Source organism: Sphingomonas sanguinis (assembly GCF_001476905.1).
In the GTDB taxonomy this organism is placed as follows: domain Bacteria; phylum Pseudomonadota; class Alphaproteobacteria; order Sphingomonadales; family Sphingomonadaceae; genus Sphingomonas; species Sphingomonas sanguinis_B.
This window is the reverse complement of record NZ_LDTE01000069.1, coordinates 1-21,200: the sequence shown is the minus strand read 5'-3', so window position 1 is coordinate 21,200 and position 21,200 is coordinate 1. Positions and strand designations below refer to the sequence as shown.

Below are 21,200 nucleotides of genomic sequence, written 5' to 3'. Positions count from 1 at the left end.
CCGCCTGCGGGAGGGGAGGAAGAAGGCCCCTCCCCTATTCAGGGAGGGGCGTCAGATCAGAGCTTCGCGACGAACGCGGCGTAGGCGGCTTCGTCCATCAGGCCGTCCAGCTCCGAGGCGTCGGACAGCGTGATCTTGAAGAACCAGCCCTCGCCTTCCGGATCGCTGTTCACCAGCGCAGGCTCGTCGGCCAGCTGAGCATTGCCTTCGATCACTGTGCCCGAGACGGGCGCATACACGTCCGACGCGGCCTTGACCGACTCCACCACGGCGGCCTCGTCGCCCTTGGACAGTTCACGACCTTCCTCGGGAACGTCGACGAACACGATGTCGCCCAGCGCGCCCTGCGCATAATCGGAGATGCCGACCGTGCCGACATCACCGTCGACGTCGATCCACTCATGATCTTCGGTGAAATAGCGGCTCATGGTCACTTGGCTCCTGAACGAACGTAACGATGGGGGACGAACGGCATCGCCGTGACGGTGGCGTCATGGGTCTTGCCGCGCTGAAGCAGTTTGAGGGCCGTGCCGGGCGTCGCCAGCTCGGTCGGCACATAGGCCATGGCGATCGGTGCGCCCATCGAGGGGGCGAAGCCGCCGCTGGTAACGCGGCCGATGACCGAACCGTCCTCGGCGACCACCGACGCGCCCTCGCGCACCGGCTGGCGGCCCGCGACGGTCAGGCCGACGCGCTTGACGGCGGGGCCGTTCTCACGCTCGGCCAGGATACGCTCGGCACCCAGGAAGTCGGCCGCCTCGCGGCGCTTCTTGGCGAGCGCGAAGCCCAGATCGGCCATCACCGGCGTCGTCTCGGGGTCGAGGTCATGGCCGTAGAGCGGCAGCCCCGCCTCCAGACGCAGCGAGTCGCGCGCGCCCAGACCGATCGGCTTTACCTCCGCCTGCTCGCAGAGCAGGTCGGCGAAGGCGGCGGCATGCTCGGCGGGGATCGAGATTTCGTAGCCGTCCTCGCCGGTATAGCCCGAGCGACTGATCCACAGCGGCACGTCGTTCCAGGTGAAGTCGGCGGCGGTCATGAACACCAGCGCCTCGACCCCCGGCACGATCCGCGACAGCGCATCGACGGCCTTCGGACCCTGGAGCGCCAGCAGCGCCTGCTCGTCGAGCAGGTTCAACGTCGCATCGTCGGGGATGAAGTCGAGCAGATAGGCGATATCGTCATATTTGGTCGCGCCGTTGACGACCATGTAGAGTTCCTCAGCGCCGTCCAGGGTGCGCTTCGTCACCATCAGGTCGTCAAGGATGCCGCCCTCTTCGTTGAGCAGGAGCGAATAGCGGTTCTTGCGATCACCGAGCCCGGTGATGTCGCCCGGCAGAACCTTTTCCAGCGCGGTGATGACCGGCGCCAGGCCGTTCTCGCCGGTGAAGACCACCTGGCCCATATGGCTGACGTCGAACAGCCCGGCCGACTCGCGGGTCCAGAGATGCTCGGCCATGATGCCTTCATACTGGACCGGCATTTCATAACCGGCGAACGGGACCATCCGCCCGCCGCGCGCACGGTGCCATGCGTCCAGCGGCAGCGTCTGGATGATCTCCTGACCCTCGGTGGCGTCTTCTACGTTCAGGTCTGCAGTGTCGCTCACGGGGCCGGTCTCCGTCAAAAGGGTGTCGGCTAGGGACGCAAATGTCCTTACCCGATCCGATCCCCCTCTGTCACGGAACCTGAGAGCTTTCGCCGGAGATTCCGGCTTACCCCTTCGGTGGCGCGACGGCGTGAGGCCGAAGCGCGCTTTCCAGAGTGTCGATGGCGATCGCGCGGTCCCATTTGCCTGAGAGATTCCGGGGTGGTTGCTCCTTCGGCGGCCGGATTTTCGTCACCTGAAAGGCGAACCCGGCGCTCTCCCGCGCGCGCCTATGTCGGAGATACCCGACATCGACGCCGCGCCCTCTGCCGGGCGGGTTGCGCCAAGTCAATCGGGAACGGCGGTGCGTACCATCAATGTTGTGGATAGTGGGGCGAGCAGAAGTCGAGATCGACGCCCTTCTTCGTTCCCCGGCGAAGGCCGGGGCCCAGGCGCCACTTGATCCGAGACGCGCGGAACATCCCATGGGAGGCAAAGGCAAGGGGTGCGCTGGAGCCTCCCACGCGATGTTTCGCGCGCTACAAGCCTTACAGCAGCTGGGCCCCGGACTCCGCCGGGGCGCACCGAAATTACCGAGTCGCGTTATACTTCAGCTGCGCATCGGTCAGCTGGAACCCGACCAGCGCCTCGAAGCTGGCGCTCGCCACCGCCTGGCGCACTTCGGGGGTGGTCAGCGGATCGACCGCCGCATCCTCGTCCCCGGCCTTGCGGCGACGGGTCAGCTTTTCGCGCACATCGTCGGGCAGGGTCGCCGCCGCCCGCGATATGGTGGTCGAGGCCTCGCCCGCCACCTGGCCACGTGCCTGGCCTGCGTCGAAATGCACGTTGACGCGGCCGACGCGCTTGGCGACCACATTGGTGCCGCCGCGTACGATCGCGATATAATAGGGCAGGACCAGATCGCGCGCCGCCGCCGTGTCGGTCCGCCGCGCCTCGACGGTGAAGGTCACGTTCGTCACGATGTCGGACCCCGCATCGGCGCAGGTGCCGCGCACATCGGTCAGGTTGGCCACGACGTCGATCGAGCCCTCGTCGGTGGCGCCGGGCGTCTTGAACAGCGTGATGTCACCCGTCCCCGCCGCGACGCCCACGATCGGGCAGGCCGAACGGACGGCGGTGATCCCGCCCGAGGCGTCGATCTCACCGGTGCGGGCGCAGCCGCCGAGAACGAGCGCAAGGGCGACGGATACGAGGAGCGGTGCTTTCACAGGTCGAAACGCCTATTCTGGATGCCGAAGCAGGATGCCGGTTTGGCCGCCAGCATAGGAACCGGGTTGGACGCGCGCAAGCAATGGCGTAGAGCCGCATCCATGACCGATGCCATCAAGCCGCCGCTGGACCTGTTGATCGCCGCCCCGCGCGGCTTCTGCGCAGGCGTCGACCGCGCCATCCGCATCGTCGAGCTGGCACTCGAGAAACATGGCAGCCCGGTCTATGTCCGGCACGAGATCGTCCACAACAAATTCGTCGTCGACAGCCTGAAGGCCAAAGGCGCGATCTTCGTCGAGGAACTGGACGAGGTGCCCGCCAACGCGCATGTCGTCTTCTCCGCGCACGGGGTCCCGAAGTCGGTGCCCGCCGACGCCGAGAGCCGGGGCCTCGCCTATTTCGACGCGACCTGCCCGCTGGTGTCGAAGGTGCATCGCCAGGCCGAGCGGCTGGTCGAAATGGGCCGCCACATCGTCTTCATCGGCCATGCCGGGCACCCCGAGGTCATCGGCACCTTCGGCCAGGTGCCGCAGGGCTCGATGTCGCTGGTCGAGACGGTCGCGGATGTCGAGGCGTTCACGCCCGCCGATCCCGACAACCTCGCCTTCCTGACCCAGACCACCTTGTCGGTCGACGACACCGCCGCGACGATCGAGGCGTTGCAGCGCCGCTTCCCGACGATCCAGGGACCGCGCGGCGAGGATATCTGCTACGCCACCTCCAACCGCCAGGCCGCCGTCAAGGCGATCGCCGCCGAGTGCGACGCGGTGCTGGTGATCGGCGCGCCCAACTCCTCCAACTCGCTGCGCCTGGTCGAAGTGGCCGAGCGGGCGGGCAAGCGCGCGATGCTGATCCAGCGCGCCGCCGATCTCGACTGGGCGTTCTTGGACGGCGTGACAACGCTGGGCCTGACCGCCGGGGCCTCCGCGCCCGAGCTGCTGGTCCGCGAACTGGTCGATCGACTGTCGGAACGCTTCACCGTTTCCGAGCGCGAGGAAGAGACGACGCGCGAGACCATCGCCTTCAAGCTGCCCCGCGGGCTGGAAACGGCCGCCTGATCCATGGCCGTCTATACGCAGGTTTCGGCCGAGGCGCTGTCGGCGTTTCTGGCACGCTATGACGTGGGCGACCTGATCTCCGCCAAGGGGATCGCCGAGGGCGTCGAGAACAGCAATTACCTGGTCGACACCACGACCGCGCGGTTCATCCTGACGCTGTACGAAAAGCGCGTGGCGGCGGGCGACCTGCCCTTCTTCCTCGCCTTGCTCGACCATCTGGCGGACAAGGGCCTGCCGGTGCCGCCCGCGATCAAAGACCGGCAAGGCGTCGAGATTCAGGAACTGGCGGGCCGCCCCGCCTGCCTGATCCAGTTCCTGACCGGCGTGTCGCTGTCGCACCCCACCCCGGCCCAGGCGCTGGCGGCGGCGGATGCGATGGGGGCAATGCACCGCGCGGTGGCCGCCTTCCCGCAGAGCCGCACCAATTCGATGGGCCATGCCAGCTGGCGGCCCCTGTTCGCGCAATGTGGACGCGATCTCGACCGGATCGAGCCCGGCCTGCATGACGCCATGGCCGAGGCGCTGGACGCCGTGCTGGACGGCTGGGACGACCAGCCGCTGGACAGTTGCGTCATCCATGCCGACCTGTTCCCCGACAATGTGCTGGTTCTTGGCGACCGGGTGACGGGCCTGATCGACTTCTATTTCGCCTGCACCGACTTCCGCGTCTACGACCTTGCCATCATGCACTCCGCCTGGAGCTTCGACGCGACCGGCGAGACTTATGCGCCCGAGATCAGTGCGGCGCTGGTCGAGGGATATGCGCACCACTTCCCGCTATCCGACACCGAGCGCGCGGCCTTTGCCCGGCTGGCGATGGGGGCGTGTCTGCGCTTTGCCCTGTCGCGCGCCTGGGACTGGCTCAACACCCCCGCCGATGCGCTGGTGACGCGCAAGGACCCGCTCGCCTATTGGCGGCGCTACATCGCCTATCGCGACGGAAAGGCGGGCCTGTGACCCCGGTCGAGATCGCCACCGACGGCGCGTGCAAGGGCAATCCCGGCCCCGGCGGCTGGGGCGCGCTGATCCGATCGGGCGCGCACGAGAAGGAACTGTCCGGCGGCGAGGCGCTGACGACCAACAACCGCATGGAGCTGATGGCGGCGATCGAAGCGCTGAACGCGCTGAAGCGCCCCTGCGCCGTCACGCTGTCGACCGACAGCCGCTATGTGATGGACGGCCTGACCAAATGGATTCACGGCTGGAAGCGCAATGGCTGGCGAACCGCGGACAAGAAGCCGGTCAAGAATGCCGAACTCTGGCAGGCGCTGGTCGCGGCCGCCGAGCGCCACCAGATCGAATGGAAATGGGTGAAGGGCCATGCCGGCCACCCCGACAACGAACGCGCCGACAAGCTGGCGAGCGACGCGGCGGAGACGTTTCGGAGATAGAAAGCTACGAATCCTCCGCCGCCAAGCGCCCCTATTCCGGTTCGTGAATCGGCGCGTTCGGGCCGTTCTTCAAGACCGACTCGATGGCGTTGCGGGCCCCGGCCTTGCTGGAATAGCCTTCGGTCCACCAGATGAGTTCGCTGTTGTAGCGGAATTTGGCGACATACTCGCCCGCCTTGTTCTTCTCGATCGCAAAGCTGTGGGCCATGATGATCTCTCCTCGAAAAGGGCGATCATTGCTTAGCAGAAAATCGCCCCACGCCATAGCGTTCGGCATCCACCCCGTCGGGCACATCTCCCTCGCCCAGCAACAGCGCCGCCGCCATTGCCGCCGCAGCGGGCGCGGTCTGGATACCGAACCCGCCCTGGCCTGCGCACCAGAAGAAGCCGGGTACTTTTACGTCATAGCCGTAAACCGGCGCGCGGTCGGGGGCGAAGCTGCGCAGGCCCGCCCATCGGCGCTCGACCGCCTCGACCCGCCAGTCGACCGTTTTTTCCAAGCGATCGATGGCGACCGCGATGTCCCATTCCTCAGGCGCGATGTCGCACGGTACGCTCGGCGTCTCGTCATGAGGGGTGAGCCAGAGCTTTCCCCCCGCCTCGGGCTTGAAGTAAAACCGGCCCGCCACATCGACGACATGCGGCAAACCCTCCGGCGCGGGGGGATCGGTGCGGAGTTGCACCATGGTCCGGCGATAAGGCGTAATGCCGATCGGCGCGACGCCCGCCAGTGCCGCTACCTGGTCGGCCCAGGCCCCCGCCGCGTTGACGAGCACCCGCGCCTCGACCGGTCCGGCGCGCGTGTCCAGATGCCAGAGCCCGTTGTTGCGCACCGCCGACATAAGGGCGGCGTCGGTCATCACCGTCGCTCCGGCCGTCCGAGCTGCCGCCAGATAATCGGCATGGAGCGCGGCGACATCGATATAGGCGCAGCTCGGCTCCCACACGCCGTGCACCCATTCGGGGCGCAGGCCCGGAACACGCTGCGCCGGATCGACGCGCGACAGATCGACACCGGTATCGGCGAAATCGCGCAGCAGCTGCTCGACCCGCCCCGAGTCTTCGGCGCGGCCGATATGCAGCGAACCGAGCGGCGTCAGATACCCCCCCGCCCGCAAGGTCGGGCCCGAGGCGGTGGTCAGCGGCTGGACCGCCGGGCCGCCATAGGTTTCCGACCAGAACGCCGCCGAGCGCCCCGTCGCGTGACGGCCTGGCATGTCCTCCGCCTCGATCAGCACGACCCGCGCGCGCGTCCCGATGGCGGCGGCCAGGCTCGCGCCCGCCATGCCTGCGCCGATGATCGCGACGTCGTGGATCACGCCGCCACCGAGCCCAGAAAGTCGTCGATCGCCGCCAGCGCGCGCAGGCGCACCGGGTCCGCCTCGCGCAGCAACTCATGCGCCGCCTCGGGCCCGAACCGCTCCACCCGCGCGCCGATGCGCGCGGCGACGGACAGGGCGATACGCGGATCGACCAGCCGATCGGCTTCGGCGACCAGCATCAGGGTCGGTAGGCGCAGCCCATCCAGTCTCGGGTCACGGAGCAGCGCGCGGGTCGAGCGCATCGCCGAATCGAGCCAGCCCCAGCTTGGCGGCCCCAGCGCCAGTTCGGGATGGCGGGCATACCAATAGCCTTCGTCCTCGAACCGCTCGGCATCATGGGTCAGATTGCGCTGGCGGGTGTGGAGGCCGGGCCCCTCCTTGGCCTCCCAGATGGCGCGTTCGCCCCGGCCCAGCATCGTCATCAGGCGGATGATCCCAGCGCCCAGCAGCGCACCCGTAGGCAGGTTCAGGCCGAGCATCGGCGCGACCAGGACCAGCGCGTCGGGATCGACCGCCCCCTCCACCGCCGCGCGCAGGGCCAGATGGCCGCCCATCGAATGGCCGATCAGGACGTGTGGGACGCCATCGCCCGGCTCCTCGGCCCGCCATTCCCGCCAAAAGGCCCGCAGATCCTCGACCAGACTGGAGAAGTTGCCGCCATGCCCGACATGCGGATCGCTGAGCAGCCGCCCCGATCCCCCCTGCCCGCGCCAGTCGAAGGCGGTGACGCTCCACCGCTGCGCGACCAGATGGGCAAAGACCTCCAGATATTTCTCGATCACATCGGCGCGACCGGTCTGGAACAGCAGCCGCCCGACCGGGGCCTCCGCCCGCCAGTCAAAGCGCCGATGGTCCCAGCCATCGGGGGCCTGCCAGCGCGACAGGGTCGCACCAACGGGAAATTGGCGGCGAAGGGCAAGAGGGTCGGTCATTCCCGTCCCGGTTACGGTTTTGAAAGCCCCGCCGTCTAGGTGCTTGTCGCATGGAATGGACCATCGTCCGCATCGCGATCCTGAGCGCCTTCGTCCTGCTGCTGCTGTCGGCGGGGATCGAGGATGCGCGGACGCGGGAAATCGCGGATCGCAAGAACATCGCCATCGCGCTGATTGCGCCGCTCTGGTGGTGGGCGAGCGGTGTGCCGGTCTGGCCCGACATGGCGATACGGATCGCGGTCGCGATCATTGTCTTCCTGCTGTTCGCCCAGGCTTTCCGCATCGGCATGATGGGCGGCGGCGATGTGAAGATGATCGCCGCCATCGCGCTCTGGCTGCCGGTGCCGCCGCTCTTTCGCATGCTGCTGCTGATGTCGATCGCGGGCGGCATCGTCACGGTCGCGATGCTGGTCGATCATCGGTTGCGCCATCGAAAAAGGGACGAAGACGCCCCCGCCATCGAGGTGCCGTACGGAGTCGCCATCGCCATCGCCGCGCTGCTGATCTTACGGGAACCGATATTTAACCCATTCCCGAATACTTAACGGCGCATACAGCTAAGCAACGGGCTTGGCGCCAAGGCCGAAGAACGCAGGATGGACAGTCGCAAAGTGTTACTGCTGGTCGGGGCTCTGCTGATTGCAGGGGTCACGGCTCTATTCGCCCGGACGATCACGTCGGGGAGCAGCGTACCCGAGGCCCAGGCCGCCGTCGTCACTCCGCCCGTCGCGCCGCAGACCGAGGTGCTGGTCGCCACCCGTACCCTGCCCGTGGGCACGATCATCGATGCCACCGCCCTGAAGTTCCAGCCTTGGCCGAAGGACATGGTCGCCCGCGCCTACTATCTGAAGGGCCAGACCGACATGGTCAAGCTGCAGGGCACGGTCCTGCGCTATGCCATCACCGCCGGGCAGCCGCTGACCCAGGGCGCCGTCGTCCAGCCGGGCGACCGGGGATTCCTGGCCGCCGCGCTGACGCCGGGGATGCGCGCGGTGACGGTGCCCGTCTCCGCCCAGACCGCCGTGGCGGGCTTCGTCTTTCCGGGCGACCGGATCGATGTCGTCCTGACCCAGGATGTCGCGGGCGGCGGCGACGGCCCTCCGCTGAAGGCGTCGGAGACGATCCTGCGCAACGTGCGTGTGCTGGCGACCGATCAGCGCACCGACAACCAGGCGGGCGATGACGGCAAGACGCCCGTCCACACCTTCACCACCGTCACCGTCGAGGCGACGCCCAAGATGGCCGAACAGCTCGCCGTCGCACAGACGGTCGGCACCCTTTCGCTGTCGCTGCGCTCGCTGGCCGAGCGGCCCGACGACATGGCCCGGCTCGCATCGGGTGACACGGCGTCGATCGCGCAGCCCCAGGCCGATCGCGGGTCCTTCGTCACCGGTGGCGACGTGTCCCGCTATCAGCGGAGCACCGTGCCGGGCCGTCAGGCGGGGGGCGCCAATGGCGGCATGCCCGCCGGCAGTCCGTCCACAGGACCGCAAGCAGGGCAGCCCGCTACCATCAAGGGGCCCGTCATCCGGGTCGCGCGGGGCAATGCCGTCACCGAAATGCCCGTGGGGGTCAGGAATTGACGATGTCGAGCCGATCCATCCTGTCGGGCGCGCTGCGCGCCTCTGTGTTCGCCCTGATTCTGGCGCCGCTGATCCTGGCCCCGGTCGACGCGCTGGCGGCCCCCGCCGGGCCGGACGACGCGCCGCGCGCCAGCGACGGTTCGGGCGCGCTGGAGATCAACACCGGGCGCGCGCGGCTGATCACCCTGCCCCGGCCGATGACCGACCTGTTCGTCGCCGATGACAGCATTGCGGATGTCCAGGTCCGCTCGCCCACCCAGCTCTATATCTTCGGCAAGAAACCCGGCGAGACGACCGTCTCGGCGACCGGGCGTGGCGGCGGAGTCGTTTATGCAGCCACGGTGCGGATCGGCAACAATCTCGATTCGATCAGCCGGATGCTGAAGCTGGCCATGCCCGAGGCGACGATCGTCGCGACGCCGATGAACGGCCTGATCCTGCTGACCGGCACCGTCGCCGCGCCCAGCGACGCGGCGGAGGCCGAACGGCTGGTCCAGGCCTATGTCGGCAAGGACACCAAGATCATCAGCCGGTTGAAGACCGCGACTCCACTGCAGGTCAATCTTCAGGTCCGCATCGCCGAGGTCAATCGCAGCTTTGTCAAGCAGATCGGCGTCAACCTACTGAGCCGCGACAATAGCGGTGGGTTCATGTTCGGCGTGTCGTCGGGCCGCACGGCGGGCACCATCGGCAACATCACCGATCCGGGCACGGGCCAGGTGACCGGCACGCAATATACCTTCAACCCCGGGACGGCCCGCACCACGCTGGGACTGGCCGGACATGTGCTGGGCATGGACCTGCTGAGCGCGATCGACCTGGGCGAGACCCTGGGCCAGGTGTCGACCTTGGCCAATCCGAACCTGACCGCGCTGTCGGGCGAAACCGCGACCTTCCTGGCGGGCGGCGAAATTCCCATCCCGCTGTCGAGCGGCTTCGGTACGGTCTCGGTCGAGTACAAGCCTTACGGCGTCAGCCTGTCCTACACACCGACGGTGCTGGCCGATGGCCGCATTTCGCTGCGCGTCCGGCCGGAGGTGTCGCAAATCTCGTCGGTGGGGGCGGTGCAGGTCAGCGGGACCAGCATTCCCGCGCTCACTACCCGCCGCGCCGAGACCACGCTGGAGTTGGGATCGGGCCAGAGCATGATGATCGGCGGCCTGTTGTCCAACACCCGCGACAACTCGATCGACAAGACGCCCTGGCTGGGCGACCTGCCCCTGATCGGATCGCTGTTCCGTTCCAACGCCTTCAAGCGTAGCGAGACCGAGCTGGTGATCATCATCACCCCCTATCTGGTCAAGCCGGTCAACGCGCCCTCCGACATCGCGCTGCCGACCGACAGCGCACGCTCGCCCAACGATGCCGAGCGCGTCCTGCTCGGCCGGATAGGGGCGGGCGACGGCGCACCGCGTCCGGTGCCGACCATGGCCCTGCCGGCCCAGGGCCGTCCGGTGGCGGGCGCCCAGGCACCGGTATCGACAGGCGCTCCGATCGCCCCGCGCCGCACTCGCAACGCCCCGACCCCGGGCTTTTCCGAATGATCGCTCGTCCAAGGATATCGCGTCCCATGCGTGCTTCCCCGTTCTCCCTGGTGCCGATCGGCCTCCTGCTGATGACGGGCGGCTGCATGGGTCATGGCCAGCCCGGTCTGGAATCCTCGCACCAGCCGGTCGTGGCGCAACGCGACTATGCGCTCGACCTCGCCGTGTCGGGCGGGCGACTGGCCGCCGATGAGGACCGGCGGCTCGACGGCTGGGCGCGCAATCTGCGGCTGGGTTACGGCGACCGCGTCAGTGTGGAGGACCCGGCGGGCGAAGGGCCCGGCGCGTACCGCGATGTGGCAGAGGTCGTCGGTCGCTATGGCCTGATCCTGGGTCCGGCCTCGTCCATGCCGCGCACGCCCGTGGCCCCCGCGACGATCCGCGTCGTCGTCACCCGCTCGCGGGCGTTCGTGCGGGGCTGCCCCGACCTGCGCAGCGACACCTCGCCCGATCTGGAGGGCAAGACCTCGTCCGGCTATGGTTGCGCGGTCAATCGCAACCTGGCCGCGATGATCGCCAACCCGACCGATCTCGTCCGCGGCGTCGATGGGCCGACGACCAGCGATCCGGCCACCGGCAGCCGCGCGATCAACGCGCTGCGCGCCGCGCCGCCGACGGGCGGTGGCGGCACCCGGCTGCTCGATCCCAACAGCAAGAGCAGCGGCGGTGGCGGCGCGGGCGCGGCCAGCGGCGGGGGGACGCCGCAGTGAACGCCCCCTGGAAACCCGGCATGATGACCACGCGCGAACCGTTCCAGGCCTTTGCCTGCGACGACTGGACCGCAGAGGCGATCCGGCCGCTGATCGTCGAACAGGGCTGGTCGCCCGAAAAGGTCGTCAAGGGGGGCCTGCGCGGCGCGATCCAGTCTCTGTCGGTGTCCGCCAGCCCCCAGATCCTGCTGGTCGACCTGAGCGACTCGGCCGATCCCGCGACCGAGATCAACAATCTGGCCGAAGTCTGCGAACCGGGCACGATCGTGATCGCGGTGGGTCAGGTCAACGACGTGCGCCTGTATCGCATGTTGATGAGCAGCGGCCTGCACGACTATCTGCTCAAACCGATCAGCGCGGACCAGTTGCGCGACACGATCGCCCAAGCGCGCGCGATCCTGCACGCGCCCCGGACCCTCGACACCGGCCCCGAAAAGGCCCCGTGCAGCGTCGCCGTCGTCGGCGCGCGCGGCGGTGTCGGCACCTCGACCATCGCGACCTCGCTCGGCTGGCTGATGGCCGACCGGCTAGAGCGGAGCACCGCGATTCTCGATCTCGACGTGCATTTCGGCACCGCCGCCCTCTCGCTCGACCTGGAGCCGGGACGCGGGCTGGTCGACGCCATCGACAATCCCAGCCGCATCGACGGGCTGTTCCTGGAACGCGCCATGGTCAAGGCGTCGGAGCGGTTGTCCATCCTGTCCGCCGAAGCGCCGATCAGCGCGCCGATCATGACCGACGGCCTCGCCTTCGCCCAGTTGCAGGACGAGATGCGGCTGAATTTCGAGACGACGATCGTCGACCTCCCGCGCGGCATGATGATCCAGCAACCGGTGCTGGTCTCCTCGGCACAGACCATCATTCTGGTCACCGAATTCACGCTGGCCGCCGCGCGCGACACGATCCGCCTGCTCGCCTGGCTGAAGACCCATGCCCCGCAATCGACCGTGCTGACCGTCGCCAACCGCGTCCAGCCCGCCGCCCAGAGCGAGATCGCGCAAAGCGATTTCGAGGGGTCGATCGAGCGGCCGGTCGATTTCGCTATCCCCTATGACCCCAAGCTGGTCGTCCAGGCCGCCAAGCTCGGCAAGCCGATCGCCGAGCTGGGCCGGACGTCGCGCACCATCGTGCCGCTGCTCGAGCTGTCGCAGCGTATCTGCGCCTCGGCCGAGGGCGAGGCGATCGTCGCCCCGGCGCGGCGCGGCCTGCTCGACCGCTTCGACCTGAAGGCGCTGCTCGCCAAGCGGGCCAAGGCCGACTGATACCCATGTCGATGCTCGCGACCCTGATCCTGGCGATGGGCGTCTTCCTGACGCTTCTGCTGGGCGTGGCGGCCTTCTCGCCGCCCAAGCGGTCGCGCGCGCAGGCACGGCGGCTGTCTGGCTTGCGCGAGCGCGTCGCCCTGGACCTGGGCAAGCCCGCCCTGGCCGTCGCCGCCGCGTCGCGCGGGATCGCGCTGGCGGGCGATACCAAAATGGATAAGGCCTTTGGCCGCCTGCTGCCCAACCCCGCGCGACTCGCCAAGATGCTCGACCGGACCGGACGCGACTGGACGGTGGGGCAGTTCGGCATGGCGTGTGCCGCGGTGGCGGTGGCCGTGCTGGTGCTCGGCCTGATCCTGCACCTGTCCTTTTTCCTGACGCTGCTGCTGGCCCTCGGCCTGGGCCTCTGGCTGCCGCACATGTGGGTGCAGCGCACGATCACGCGGCGCGTCACCAAGTTCGTCGCACGCTTTCCCGACGCCATCGAGCTGCTGGTGCGCGGCCTGCGATCCGGCCTGCCCATCGCCGAGACGATGAGCGTCGTCGCCCATGAAATTCCGGGTCCGATCGGCGAGGAATTCCGCTCGGTCGCCGACAAGATGCGGATCGGCCGGACGATGGACGCCGCGCTTCAGGACACCGCCGACCGGCTGGAAATTCCCGAATTCCAGTTCTTCGTCATCGCCATCGCCATCCAGCGCGAGACGGGCGGCAACCTGGCCGAAACCCTGTCCAACCTGGCCGATGTGCTGCGCAAACGCGCCCAGATGAAGCTGAAGATCAAGGCGATGTCGTCGGAATCCAAGGCATCGGCCTATATCGTCGGTTCGCTGCCCTTCCTGGTGTTCGGCATCATCTACATGATCAACGCGTCCTATATGGCGCGCTTCTTCGTCGATCCGCGCCTGATGATCGTCGGGGTCGGCGCGTTCATCTGGCTGGGCCTGGGCGCCTTCATCATGTCCCGCATGATCAGTTTCGAGATCTGAATGAGCACGTCCACGCCCACCATCCTCGGCCTCGATGCGTCCGCGATCGTTCCGCTGCTCTGGGGCGTATGCGTCTTCGCGCTGCTGGTCGTCGGCTATGTCCTGCTCGGCAGCCGCGACCCGATGACCAAGCGGGTCCGCGCGCTGAACGAACGGCGCGAGGAACTGAAGGCCGGTATCGCCGCCCCCGCCCGGCGTCGTGCCCAGTTGATCGACCGCGCCGACATGCTCGAGCGGATGCGCCGGGTGCTCAGCTCGCTCAAGATGCTGCAGGACGAACAGGTCAAGGCGGTGCAGATTCGCCTGTTGCAGGCCGGTATCCGGTCCAAGGAAATGGCGGTCGCGGTGATCTTCGGTCGCCTCGCCCTGCCGATCGTGCTGGGCGGCAGCATGGCCCTGTGGGTCTACGGGACCAACGGCTTTGCGACCTGGAGCGGGTTCAGCCGATATATGCTGGTCGCGGGCACGCTGCTGCTATCCTACAAGGCACCCGACCTGGCGCTGAAGAACCGGATCGACAAGCGCACCGCCGCCATCCGCAAGGGTCTGCCCGACGCGCTCGACCTGATGGTGATCTGTGCCGAGGCGGGCCTGACCGTCGACGCCGCCTTTGCCCGCGTATCGCGCGAGTTGCGCCGCGCCTATCCGGAACTGGGCGACGAATTCCAGCTGACCTCGGTCGAGCTGGGCTTCCTGACCGATCGGCGGCAGGCGCTGGAGAATCTCGCGGCGCGGGTCAATCTCGACTCGCTGCGCGGTGTCGTCACCACGATGATCCAGACGGAGAAATACGGCACCCCGCTCGCCAGTGCCTTGCGCGTCCTGTCGGCCGAGTTCCGCAACGAGCGCATGATGCGCGCCGAGGAAAAGGCCGCGCGCCTGCCCGCCATCATGACGGTGCCGCTGATCCTGTTCATCCTGCCGACCCTGTTCGTCGTGATCCTGGGCCCCGCCGCCTGCTCGATCAAGGATACGCTGATCACCGGGCACTGACGCCCCCTCACCCGGCTTCGCAACCAGCCGCGCCGCCAGTCGTTGGTCCATCGTAACAGATAGGGATCGACGCGATGTTGTTCACTTCGACGACGCAATTCGCCGTGCTGGGGCTGGTCCTCATCGCCGGTTGGCTTTTCGGCCTGGCCAGCCATCCGGGCGGCGGCAAGTGGCGCAACCGCTATGCCACCGAACGCGACGCCCATGCCGCGCAGGTGAAGGACACCGAAACCAAGCTGTCGGCGGCGCGAGACCGCATCGCCGAGCTGGAGCGCGAGAACCAGCGGCTCGCGACCGCGCAGCCGGTTGCCGCGACGCCGGTGGTGGAGCGTACGGCCCCGCGCCCGGTCGCCGCGAGCGCCGCGCGCCCGGCCTATCCGGCGGGGGAGCGTCGTGGGTGGTTCGATTTCGGCAACCGGGTCACGACGCACGGGTAAATGGGGTCAGCGGGTGGGCTCGGTGAGACATCTTTCCCTCCCCCATCCCCTCCCGCCTGCGGGAGGTGCGTGCCAAGCACAGAAGTTTAGCGCTTCGACTAGCTTACCGCCCCTGAAAGAAGCGAGCAGGTAGCCTCACAACGCTCCCCTCCCGCAGGCGGGAGGGGATGGGGGAGGGTCAGTTCCAAGCGATAAGCCCGCAGGAGCTTACCCCCAACCCAAATCACCGCGCCTTCAAAGCCGCCTGCGCCGCCGCCAGTCGCGCAATCGGCACACGGTACGGACTGGCCGAGACATAATCCAACCCGACCGACTCGCAGAACGCGATCGATGCCGGATCGCCGCCATGCTCGCCGCAGATGCCGAGCTTGATCCCCGGCCGCGTCGCGCGACCACGCTCGGCGGCCAGGCTGACCAATTCACCGACGCCCTCGACATCCAGGCTGACGAACGGGTCCTTCGCGTAGATGCCCTTCTCGACATAGGCGCTCAGGAAGCGCGCCGCATCGTCGCGGCTGACGCCCAACGTCGTCTGGGTCAGGTCGTTGGTGCCGAACGAGAAGAACTCGCCGACTTCGGCGATCTCGCCAGCCTTCAGCGCGGCGCGCGGCAGCTCGATCATGGTGCCGACGAGATACTCGACCGTCTTGCCGCGTTCGGCGAAGACCGCCTGAGCCGCCTTGTCGACCACCGCCTTCATCAGCTCCAGCTCGCGGCGCGTGGCGACCAGCGGGATCATGACCTCGGGGATCGGGGCCTCACCCGACTTTTCCGCCACGTCCAGCGCCGCCTCGAAGATGGCGCGCGCCTGGATCTCGTAGATCTCTGGATAGGTCACGCCCAAACGGCAACCGCGATGGCCGAGCATCGGGTTGAACTCGTGGAGTTCGTTGGCCCGGCGCTTGAGCGTATCCACGTCCACGCCCGCCGCCGTCGCGACCTCGGCGAACTCGGCCTCCTGCTGCGGCAGGAATTCGTGCAGCGGCGGATCGAGCAGGCGCACCGTCACCGGCAGGCCCGCCATCACCTCGAAGATCGCGGTGAAGTCGGCGCGCTGTTCGGGCAGCAGCTTGGCGAGCGCGGCACGGCGGCCCGCTTCGTCCGTCGCCAGGATCATCTGGCGCACCGCCGTGATCCGCGCGGCGTCGAAGAACATATGCTCGGTGCGGCACAGCCCGACGCCCTCCGCGCCGAACTCACGCGCGGTGCGGCAGTCGAGCGGGGTTTCGGCGTTGGCACGGACTTTCAGGCGGCGAACCGCGTCGGCCCATTCCATCAGCGTGCCGAAGTCACCCGCCAATTCAGGCTGCACGGTCGCGACCGCGCCGACCATCACCTCGCCGGTCGAACCGTCGAGCGTCAGGATGTCGCCCTCACGCACCTCACGGCTGCCCACGCGCAGCAGCTTGGCCTTGTTGTCGATCGACAGCGAGCCCGCACCCGAGACGCAAGGACGCCCCATGCCGCGCGCCACGACCGCCGCATGGCTGGTCATACCGCCGCGCGCGGTCAGGATGCCCTTGGCCGCGTGCATGCCGTGAATATCCTCCGGCGAGGTTTCGACCCGGACGAGGATCACCGCCTCGCCCGCCGCCGCCGCACGCTCGGCGGCATCGGCGTCGAACACCACCTTGCCCGACGCCGCGCCCGGCGAGGCGGGAAGCCCCTTGGTCAGCACATCGCGCTTGGCATCGGGATCGAGCGTTGGGTGGAGCAGCTGGTCGAGCGCCGCCGGATCGACCCGCGCGATCGCCTCCTCGCGGGTGATCAGGCCCTCATTCGCCATGTCGACCGCGATCTTGAGCGCCGCCTTGGCGGTGCGCTTGCCCGAGCGCGTCTGGAGCATCCAGAGCTTGGCCTGTTCGACCGTGAACTCGATGTCCTGCATGTCGCGGTAATGCGTCTCGAGCTGGTCGAAGACGGCGGCGAGCTCGGCATAGACCTCGGGCATCGCCTCTTCCATCGAGGCGGGCTTGGCGTTCGCTTCCTCGCGCGCGGCCTTGGTCAGATATTGCGGCGTGCGGATGCCCGCCACCACGTCCTCGCCCTGCGCGTTGATCAGGAACTCACCATAATAGGCGCGGTCGCCCTTGGACGGATCGCGCGTGAAGGCCACGCCCGTCGCCGAGGTGTCGCCCATATTGCCGAAGACCATCGCCTGCACGTTGACGGCGGTGCCCCAGTCGGCGGGAATGTCGTTCAGGCGGCGATAGACCTTGGCGCGCTCCGACTGCCACGACCCGAACACCGCGCCGACAGCGCCCCACAGCTGGTCGTGCACGTCCTGCGGGAAGGGCTTGCCCCACTGCTCCTCGACCAGGCCCTTGTAGGTCGTGACCAGCGCCTTCCAGTCGTCGGCCGACATCTCGGTGTCGAGGGTGAAGCCATTGTCTTCCTTGGCGATCTCCAGCGCTTCCTCAAAGGCACCGTGATCCAGCTCGAGGACGACATCGGCATACATCTGGATGAAGCGGCGATAGCTGTCCCAGGCGAAACGCTCGTCGCCCGCCTTCTTCGCCAGCCCCTCGACGGTCGCATCATTGAGGCCCAGATTCAGCACCGTGTCCATCATGCCCGGCATCGACACCCGAGCGCCCGAGCGGACCGAGACCAGCAGCGGATTTTGCGCGTCGCCGAAGCGCTTTTCGGTCACCGCCTCGATATGGGCGATACCGTCGGCCACCTCGTCGCGCAGTTCCTGCGGGAACTGCTCGCCATCCTCATAATAGCGGGTGCACATCGCGGTCGAGATGGTGAAGCCCGGCGGCACCGGCAGGCCGATCGAGGCCATCTCGGCCAGGTTCGCGCCCTTGCCGCCGAGCAGGTTCCTGTCCCCCTTGCCGCCGTCCGAAACGCCGCCGCCGAAACGGTACACATAGGTCATCGGTTCGATCCTTTACTGGTCGTATCGTCCGACGCCCTGGGGACACAGGCGTCGGCTTTATTAAGGCGTTATTGGCGGAGGGGAAGAGCATGAATGCGACATTCCGCCCGTCCGATCCGCCAGTTACGTCATCCCTCGATCCGCGAGAAATCCGCGACCGTATGGACGGCGGCCCGGACCCGCGCGAGCAGCGCGAGGCGCGCGGTCCGCTTGGCCGGATCGGCATCGTTGACGGTCACGTCGTCGAAGAACCGGTCGATCGGCGCGCGAAGCGAGGCGAGCGCGGCCATGGCGGCCTCGAAATCCTCGGCCTTCACCGCTTGCGCAGCCTTGGGCTCGGACGCGTCGAGCGCGGCGATCAGATCGGCCTCGGCGGGTTCGAGCGTGTAGGTCGGCGCGGTCCAGGCCTGGTCGCCCTCGACGCCCTCCTTCTTCAGGATGTTCGCGGCGCGCTTATACCCGGCGAGCAGGTTGGTGCCGTCGTCGGTGGTGACGAAGGCTTGCAGCGCGCGGACGCGGGCGAGCAGGCGGACGAGATCACGCTCTCCTCCAAACTCGCTTTCGCTACCAGGGAGAACCACCGCATCAATCACATCGTGCCGAACACCATTACTGCGCTGCTGAACCTTCAGGCGCTCAATGATGAAATCGTGGAAATATCCACCAGCGACGACCATACCGACATCGACATTGGAATGACTTACGGCTTGATAAAATAAGTCGTGGTCAGAACAGCGCAGCGAATTATCGAGTATCAGCCCTATCACACCGAGGGCAGCCCGACGCAAAGCAAAGGGGTCCTTAGACCCGGTTGGCCGCTCATCGATCCCAAAGAACGATACGAGCGTATCGAGCTTATCTGCCAGGCTGACCGCCACCGTAACCGGAGCAGTAGGAACATCATCCCCCTGCCCGACCGGCTTGTAGTGATCGCGAACCGCCTCGGCCACGCGCGGGTCTTCGCCCTGCGCGGCGGCATAATAACCGCCCATCAGGCCCTGCAATTCGGGGAACTCGCCGACCATGCCGGTGACGAGATCGGCTTTCGCAAGGTACGCGGCGCGCTCTGCCAGATCGGCAAGCTCGCCCCCTCCGCTTGCGGGGGGGGATGGGGGGGGGACGGTTCCGCTGGCGGCGTCGCCTGAGGCACTGCCCTCCCCTAGCCCCTCCCGCCTGCGGGAGGGGGACTCGGTGACGATCCCTTCTTCCACCAGCCAGCGGGCGAGCTTGGCCACCCGCTCGACCTTGTCGGCGACGGTGCCGAGCTTTTCGTGGAAGACGATCTTTTCCAGCTTGGGCCGCAGCTCGTCGAGCTTCGTCTTCAGGTCCGTCTCGTAGAAGAAGCGCGCGTCGGACAGGCGGGCGGCGAGCACCTTGCCATTGCCCTCGACAATCTTCGCGCCGCCGTCGCTCGCCTCGATATTGGCGGTGCAGACGAACGCGTTCGCCAGCTTGCCATCGGCCGAGCGGCAAACGAAGTATTTCTGGTTCACCCGCGCGGTCAGCTGGATGACTTCGGGCGGCACGTCGAGATAGGCCTCGTCGAAGCGGCCGAGCAGCGGCACCGGCCATTCGGTCAGCCCGGCATTCTCGGCGACCAGCCCTTCGTCCGCGACCAGTTCCAGCCCGGCCTCGGCGGCCAGCGCGGAGGCACGCTCACGGATGATCGCAGCGCGCTCGTCCTGATCGACCAGCACTTTCGCAGCCCGCAGCTGCTCGACATAGGTGTCGGCACCAGTCAGCACGATCTCGGCGGGCGCATGGAAGCGGTGGCCCCGCGTCGTGTTGCCGCTGGTGATCCCGGCGATCTCGAACGGCACGACCTCGCCGCCGAACAGCGCGACGATGGCGTGCAGCGGGCGGACCCAGCGCATCGACTCGGTCGAGGCGGACTCGGCACCCCAGCGCATCGACTTGGGCCAGGGGAAGGCGCGGACGATGGCGGGGATCGCCTCGGCCAGCACTTGCGCCGTCGCGCGGCCGGGCTTTTCGGTGATCGCGAAGAGCACGCCGTCCCGCTCGGTCAGCTGCTCGCGGGTCAGCCCGGTCTTGCGCAGGAAGCCCTCCAGCGCCTGCGGCGGCGCGGAGGCGCGGGGCCCCTTCACTTCCTCGGACACCGCCTCGGTCGCGGCCGGAAGACCGCGCGCGATCAGTGCCAGACGACGCGGCCCCGCATAGGTGACGATCTCACCCGCCGACAGCCCGGCCTTCGCCAGTTCGGCGGCGAAGAGCTTGGCGAGGTTCTCGCGCGCACCAGCCTGCATCCGGGCAGGGATTTCTTCGGAGCGGAGTTCGAGCAGAAAATCGGTCATCACGCGGCCCAGCCGTTCTTGTCCATCCAGGCGCCGCATGCGCCCTTCGCCAGATCGCGGACGCGGCCCATATAGGCCTGGCGCTCCGCCACCGAGATCACGCCGCGCGCCTGCAGCAGGTTGAAGGTGTGGCTGGCCTTGATCGCCTGTTCATAGGCGGGGATGGGCAGCTTGGCCTCCAGACAGCGCTCGCACTCGGCGGCAGCCTTGCGGAAAGCGTCGAACAGCGTATCGGTATCGGCGACCTCGAAGTTCCAGGTCGACATCTGCTTCTCGTTCTCGAGAAACACGTCGCCATAGGATACGCCCGCGTCGTTGAAACGCAGGTCGTACACATTGTCGACGTCCTGGATATACATGGCCAGGCGTTCGAGGCCGTAGGTCAGCTCGCCCGCGACCGGCTTCATGTCGTATCCGCCCATCTGCTGGAAATAGGTGAACTGGGTCACCTCCATCCCATCGCACCAGACTTCCCAGCCCAGGCCCCAGGCACCCAAAGTCGGGCTTTCCCAGTCGTCTTCGACAAAGCGGATGTCGTGCTTGGTCATGTCCACGCCGATCGCGGCCAGGCTGCCCAGATACAGATCCTGCAGGTCGGCGGGCGAGGGCTTCAGGATCACCTGATACTGGTAATAATGCTGGAGCCGGTTGGGGTTCTCGCCATAACGGCCGTCGGTCGGGCGACGGCACGGCTGGACGAAGGCGGCGTTCCAGCTGTCCGGCCCCAGCGCGCGCAGCGTGGTCGCGGGGTGAAAGGTGCCCGCCCCCATCTCCATGTCATAGGGTTGCAGGATCACGCATCCCCGCTCGCTCCAATAGTCATGGAGGGTGAGGATCATGCGCTGGAAGGAAAGTGGTCCTTCCGGGGGGCCGTTTCGGGTCTGCATAATGGCGCAGGCTTTGGCGGATGGCCCTTGTGCGGTCAAGGCGAGCGGGCCTCTCGCAACCGCACCGGCCCACTCCCCCAC

Annotated in this window: 20 protein-coding genes and 1 riboswitch; of the genes, 11 read left to right on the top strand and 9 right to left on the bottom strand. The window is 67.6% G+C overall.

Features of this window, described 5'->3' with window-relative positions; translation table 11 throughout:
* Positions 1-56: 56 nt before the first annotated feature.
* The 3 genes from gcvH to SB4_RS11425 all read right to left on the bottom strand — a co-directional run bounded on the left by gcvH (position 57) and on the right by SB4_RS11425 (position 2,814).
* A complete protein-coding gene (gcvH, locus tag SB4_RS11435) occupies positions 57-428 on the bottom strand; it encodes a glycine cleavage system protein GcvH (protein ID WP_058734627.1) in 372 nt (123 codons plus the stop codon).
* Between the two features lie 2 nt (positions 429-430).
* Complete coding sequence (gcvT, locus tag SB4_RS11430; RefSeq protein WP_082670130.1) at positions 431-1,606, bottom strand: glycine cleavage system aminomethyltransferase GcvT; 1,176 nt, start codon at positions 1,604-1,606, stop codon at positions 431-433.
* A 163-nt stretch (positions 1,607-1,769) separates the two neighbouring features.
* A riboswitch (glycine riboswitch) is annotated at positions 1,770-1,878 on the bottom strand.
* Positions 1,879-2,175: 297 nt separating this feature from the next.
* A complete protein-coding gene (locus SB4_RS11425; RefSeq protein WP_058734628.1) occupies positions 2,176-2,814 on the bottom strand; it encodes a hypothetical protein in 639 nt (212 codons plus the stop codon).
* A gap of 102 nt (positions 2,815-2,916) precedes the next feature.
* On the opposite strand from SB4_RS11425, the gene ispH reads away from it, so the two are divergent.
* From ispH to rnhA, 3 genes are read left to right on the top strand one after another with little or no spacing between them, the layout of a single operon-like run.
* Positions 2,917-3,873, top strand: a complete 957-nt coding sequence (ispH, locus tag SB4_RS11420) for a 4-hydroxy-3-methylbut-2-enyl diphosphate reductase (protein WP_058752665.1) — start codon at positions 2,917-2,919, stop codon at positions 3,871-3,873.
* Between the two features lie 3 nt (positions 3,874-3,876).
* On the top strand, positions 3,877-4,830 hold the full coding sequence (gene thrB / locus SB4_RS11415) for a homoserine kinase (protein ID WP_058752664.1): 954 nt from the start codon (positions 3,877-3,879) through the stop codon (positions 4,828-4,830).
* A complete protein-coding gene (rnhA, locus tag SB4_RS11410; protein ID WP_058752663.1) occupies positions 4,827-5,264 on the top strand; it encodes a ribonuclease HI in 438 nt (145 codons plus the stop codon). Before thrB ends, rnhA begins: the two co-directional genes overlap by 4 nt.
* Before the next feature lie 31 nt (positions 5,265-5,295).
* On the opposite strand, the gene SB4_RS18965 is transcribed toward rnhA, so the two are convergent.
* From SB4_RS18965 to SB4_RS11400, 3 genes are read right to left on the bottom strand one after another with little or no spacing between them, the layout of a single operon-like run.
* Positions 5,296-5,472: a YegP family protein gene (locus SB4_RS18965; protein WP_082670129.1), complete on the bottom strand. Its 177-nt coding sequence runs from the start codon at positions 5,470-5,472 to the stop codon at positions 5,296-5,298.
* A 25-nt stretch (positions 5,473-5,497) separates the two neighbouring features.
* Entirely contained in the window at positions 5,498-6,583 is a 1,086-nt protein-coding gene (locus SB4_RS11405) for an NAD(P)/FAD-dependent oxidoreductase (protein ID WP_058752662.1), read from the bottom strand.
* Positions 6,580-7,518 (bottom strand): alpha/beta fold hydrolase, encoded by a 939-nt coding sequence (locus SB4_RS11400; protein WP_058752661.1) that lies wholly within the window; start codon positions 7,516-7,518, stop codon positions 6,580-6,582. Before SB4_RS11400 ends, SB4_RS11405 begins: the two co-directional genes overlap by 4 nt.
* A 50-nt stretch (positions 7,519-7,568) precedes the next feature.
* On the opposite strand from SB4_RS11400, the gene SB4_RS11395 reads away from it, so the two are divergent.
* From SB4_RS11395 to SB4_RS11360, 8 genes are all read left to right on the top strand, one after another.
* Positions 7,569-8,063 carry an A24 family peptidase gene (locus SB4_RS11395; RefSeq protein ID WP_058752660.1) on the top strand — a complete coding sequence of 165 codons (495 nt, stop codon included), beginning with the start codon at positions 7,569-7,571 and terminating at the stop codon, positions 8,061-8,063.
* A 51-nt stretch (positions 8,064-8,114) separates the two neighbouring features.
* Positions 8,115-9,101: a Flp pilus assembly protein CpaB gene (gene cpaB / locus SB4_RS11390; protein WP_058752659.1), complete on the top strand. Its 987-nt coding sequence runs from the start codon at positions 8,115-8,117 to the stop codon at positions 9,099-9,101.
* Between the two features lie 2 nt (positions 9,102-9,103).
* On the top strand, positions 9,104-10,645 hold the full coding sequence (locus SB4_RS11385) for a type II and III secretion system protein family protein (protein ID WP_082670128.1): 1,542 nt from the start codon (positions 9,104-9,106) through the stop codon (positions 10,643-10,645).
* A gap of 26 nt (positions 10,646-10,671) precedes the next feature.
* Complete coding sequence (locus SB4_RS11380; protein ID WP_241488596.1) at positions 10,672-11,355, top strand: CpaD family pilus assembly protein; 684 nt, start codon at positions 10,672-10,674, stop codon at positions 11,353-11,355.
* Positions 11,352-12,617 carry a pilus assembly protein CpaE gene (locus SB4_RS11375; RefSeq protein ID WP_058752657.1) on the top strand — a complete coding sequence of 422 codons (1,266 nt, stop codon included), beginning with the start codon at positions 11,352-11,354 and terminating at the stop codon, positions 12,615-12,617. The genes SB4_RS11380 and SB4_RS11375 overlap by 4 nt, the downstream gene beginning before the upstream one ends.
* Before the next feature lie 5 nt (positions 12,618-12,622).
* The gene (locus SB4_RS11370; protein WP_058752656.1) at positions 12,623-13,606 is read left to right on the top strand and encodes a type II secretion system F family protein; all 984 of its coding nucleotides are present in this window, start codon (positions 12,623-12,625) and stop codon (positions 13,604-13,606) included.
* Entirely contained in the window at positions 13,607-14,599 is a 993-nt protein-coding gene (locus SB4_RS11365; RefSeq protein ID WP_058752655.1) for a type II secretion system F family protein, read from the top strand.
* A 74-nt stretch (positions 14,600-14,673) separates the two neighbouring features.
* The gene (locus SB4_RS11360) at positions 14,674-15,036 is read left to right on the top strand and encodes a hypothetical protein (protein ID WP_058752654.1); all 363 of its coding nucleotides are present in this window, start codon (positions 14,674-14,676) and stop codon (positions 15,034-15,036) included.
* Positions 15,037-15,259: 223 nt separating this feature from the next.
* On the opposite strand, the gene ppdK is transcribed toward SB4_RS11360, so the two are convergent.
* The 3 genes from ppdK to SB4_RS11345 form a co-directional block, all read right to left on the bottom strand.
* Positions 15,260-17,920 carry a pyruvate, phosphate dikinase gene (gene ppdK, locus SB4_RS11355; protein WP_058752653.1) on the bottom strand — a complete coding sequence of 887 codons (2,661 nt, stop codon included), beginning with the start codon at positions 17,918-17,920 and terminating at the stop codon, positions 15,260-15,262.
* Positions 17,921-18,048: 128 nt separating this feature from the next.
* Positions 18,049-20,232, bottom strand: a complete 2,184-nt coding sequence (glyS, locus tag SB4_RS11350) for a glycine--tRNA ligase subunit beta (protein WP_058752666.1) — start codon at positions 20,230-20,232, stop codon at positions 18,049-18,051.
* A complete protein-coding gene (locus tag SB4_RS11345; RefSeq protein WP_058752652.1) occupies positions 20,232-21,071 on the bottom strand; it encodes a glycine--tRNA ligase subunit alpha in 840 nt (279 codons plus the stop codon). The genes glyS and SB4_RS11345 overlap by 1 nt, the downstream gene beginning before the upstream one ends.
* Between the last annotated feature and the right edge of the window lie 129 nt (positions 21,072-21,200).

Bases quoted from the DNA above. Each gene is read 5' to 3' on its own strand.
- gcvH (WP_058734627.1), bottom strand. From the start codon at position 428: ATGAGCCGCTATTTCACCGAAGATCATGAGTGGATCGACGTCGACGGT.
- ispH (WP_058752665.1), top strand. From the start codon at position 2,917: ATGACCGATGCCATCAAGCCGCCGCTGGACCTGTTGATCGCCGCCCCG.
- thrB (WP_058752664.1), top strand. From the start codon at position 3,877: ATGGCCGTCTATACGCAGGTTTCGGCCGAGGCGCTGTCGGCGTTTCTG.
- SB4_RS18965 (WP_082670129.1), bottom strand. From the start codon at position 5,472: ATGGCCCACAGCTTTGCGATCGAGAAGAACAAGGCGGGCGAGTATGTC.
- SB4_RS11400 (WP_058752661.1), bottom strand. From the start codon at position 7,518: ATGACCGACCCTCTTGCCCTTCGCCGCCAATTTCCCGTTGGTGCGACC.
- SB4_RS11395 (WP_058752660.1), top strand. From the start codon at position 7,569: ATGGAATGGACCATCGTCCGCATCGCGATCCTGAGCGCCTTCGTCCTG.
- cpaB (WP_058752659.1), top strand. From the start codon at position 8,115: ATGGACAGTCGCAAAGTGTTACTGCTGGTCGGGGCTCTGCTGATTGCA.
- SB4_RS11385 (WP_082670128.1), top strand. From the start codon at position 9,104: ATGTCGAGCCGATCCATCCTGTCGGGCGCGCTGCGCGCCTCTGTGTTC.
- SB4_RS11380 (WP_241488596.1), top strand. From the start codon at position 10,672: ATGCGTGCTTCCCCGTTCTCCCTGGTGCCGATCGGCCTCCTGCTGATG.
- SB4_RS11370 (WP_058752656.1), top strand. From the start codon at position 12,623: ATGTCGATGCTCGCGACCCTGATCCTGGCGATGGGCGTCTTCCTGACG.
- SB4_RS11365 (WP_058752655.1), top strand. From the start codon at position 13,607: ATGAGCACGTCCACGCCCACCATCCTCGGCCTCGATGCGTCCGCGATC.
- SB4_RS11360 (WP_058752654.1), top strand. From the start codon at position 14,674: ATGTTGTTCACTTCGACGACGCAATTCGCCGTGCTGGGGCTGGTCCTC.
- ppdK (WP_058752653.1), bottom strand. From the start codon at position 17,920: ATGACCTATGTGTACCGTTTCGGCGGCGGCGTTTCGGACGGCGGCAAG.
- glyS (WP_058752666.1), bottom strand. From the start codon at position 20,232: ATGACCGATTTTCTGCTCGAACTCCGCTCCGAAGAAATCCCTGCCCGG.
- SB4_RS11345 (WP_058752652.1), bottom strand. From the start codon at position 21,071: ATGATCCTCACCCTCCATGACTATTGGAGCGAGCGGGGATGCGTGATC.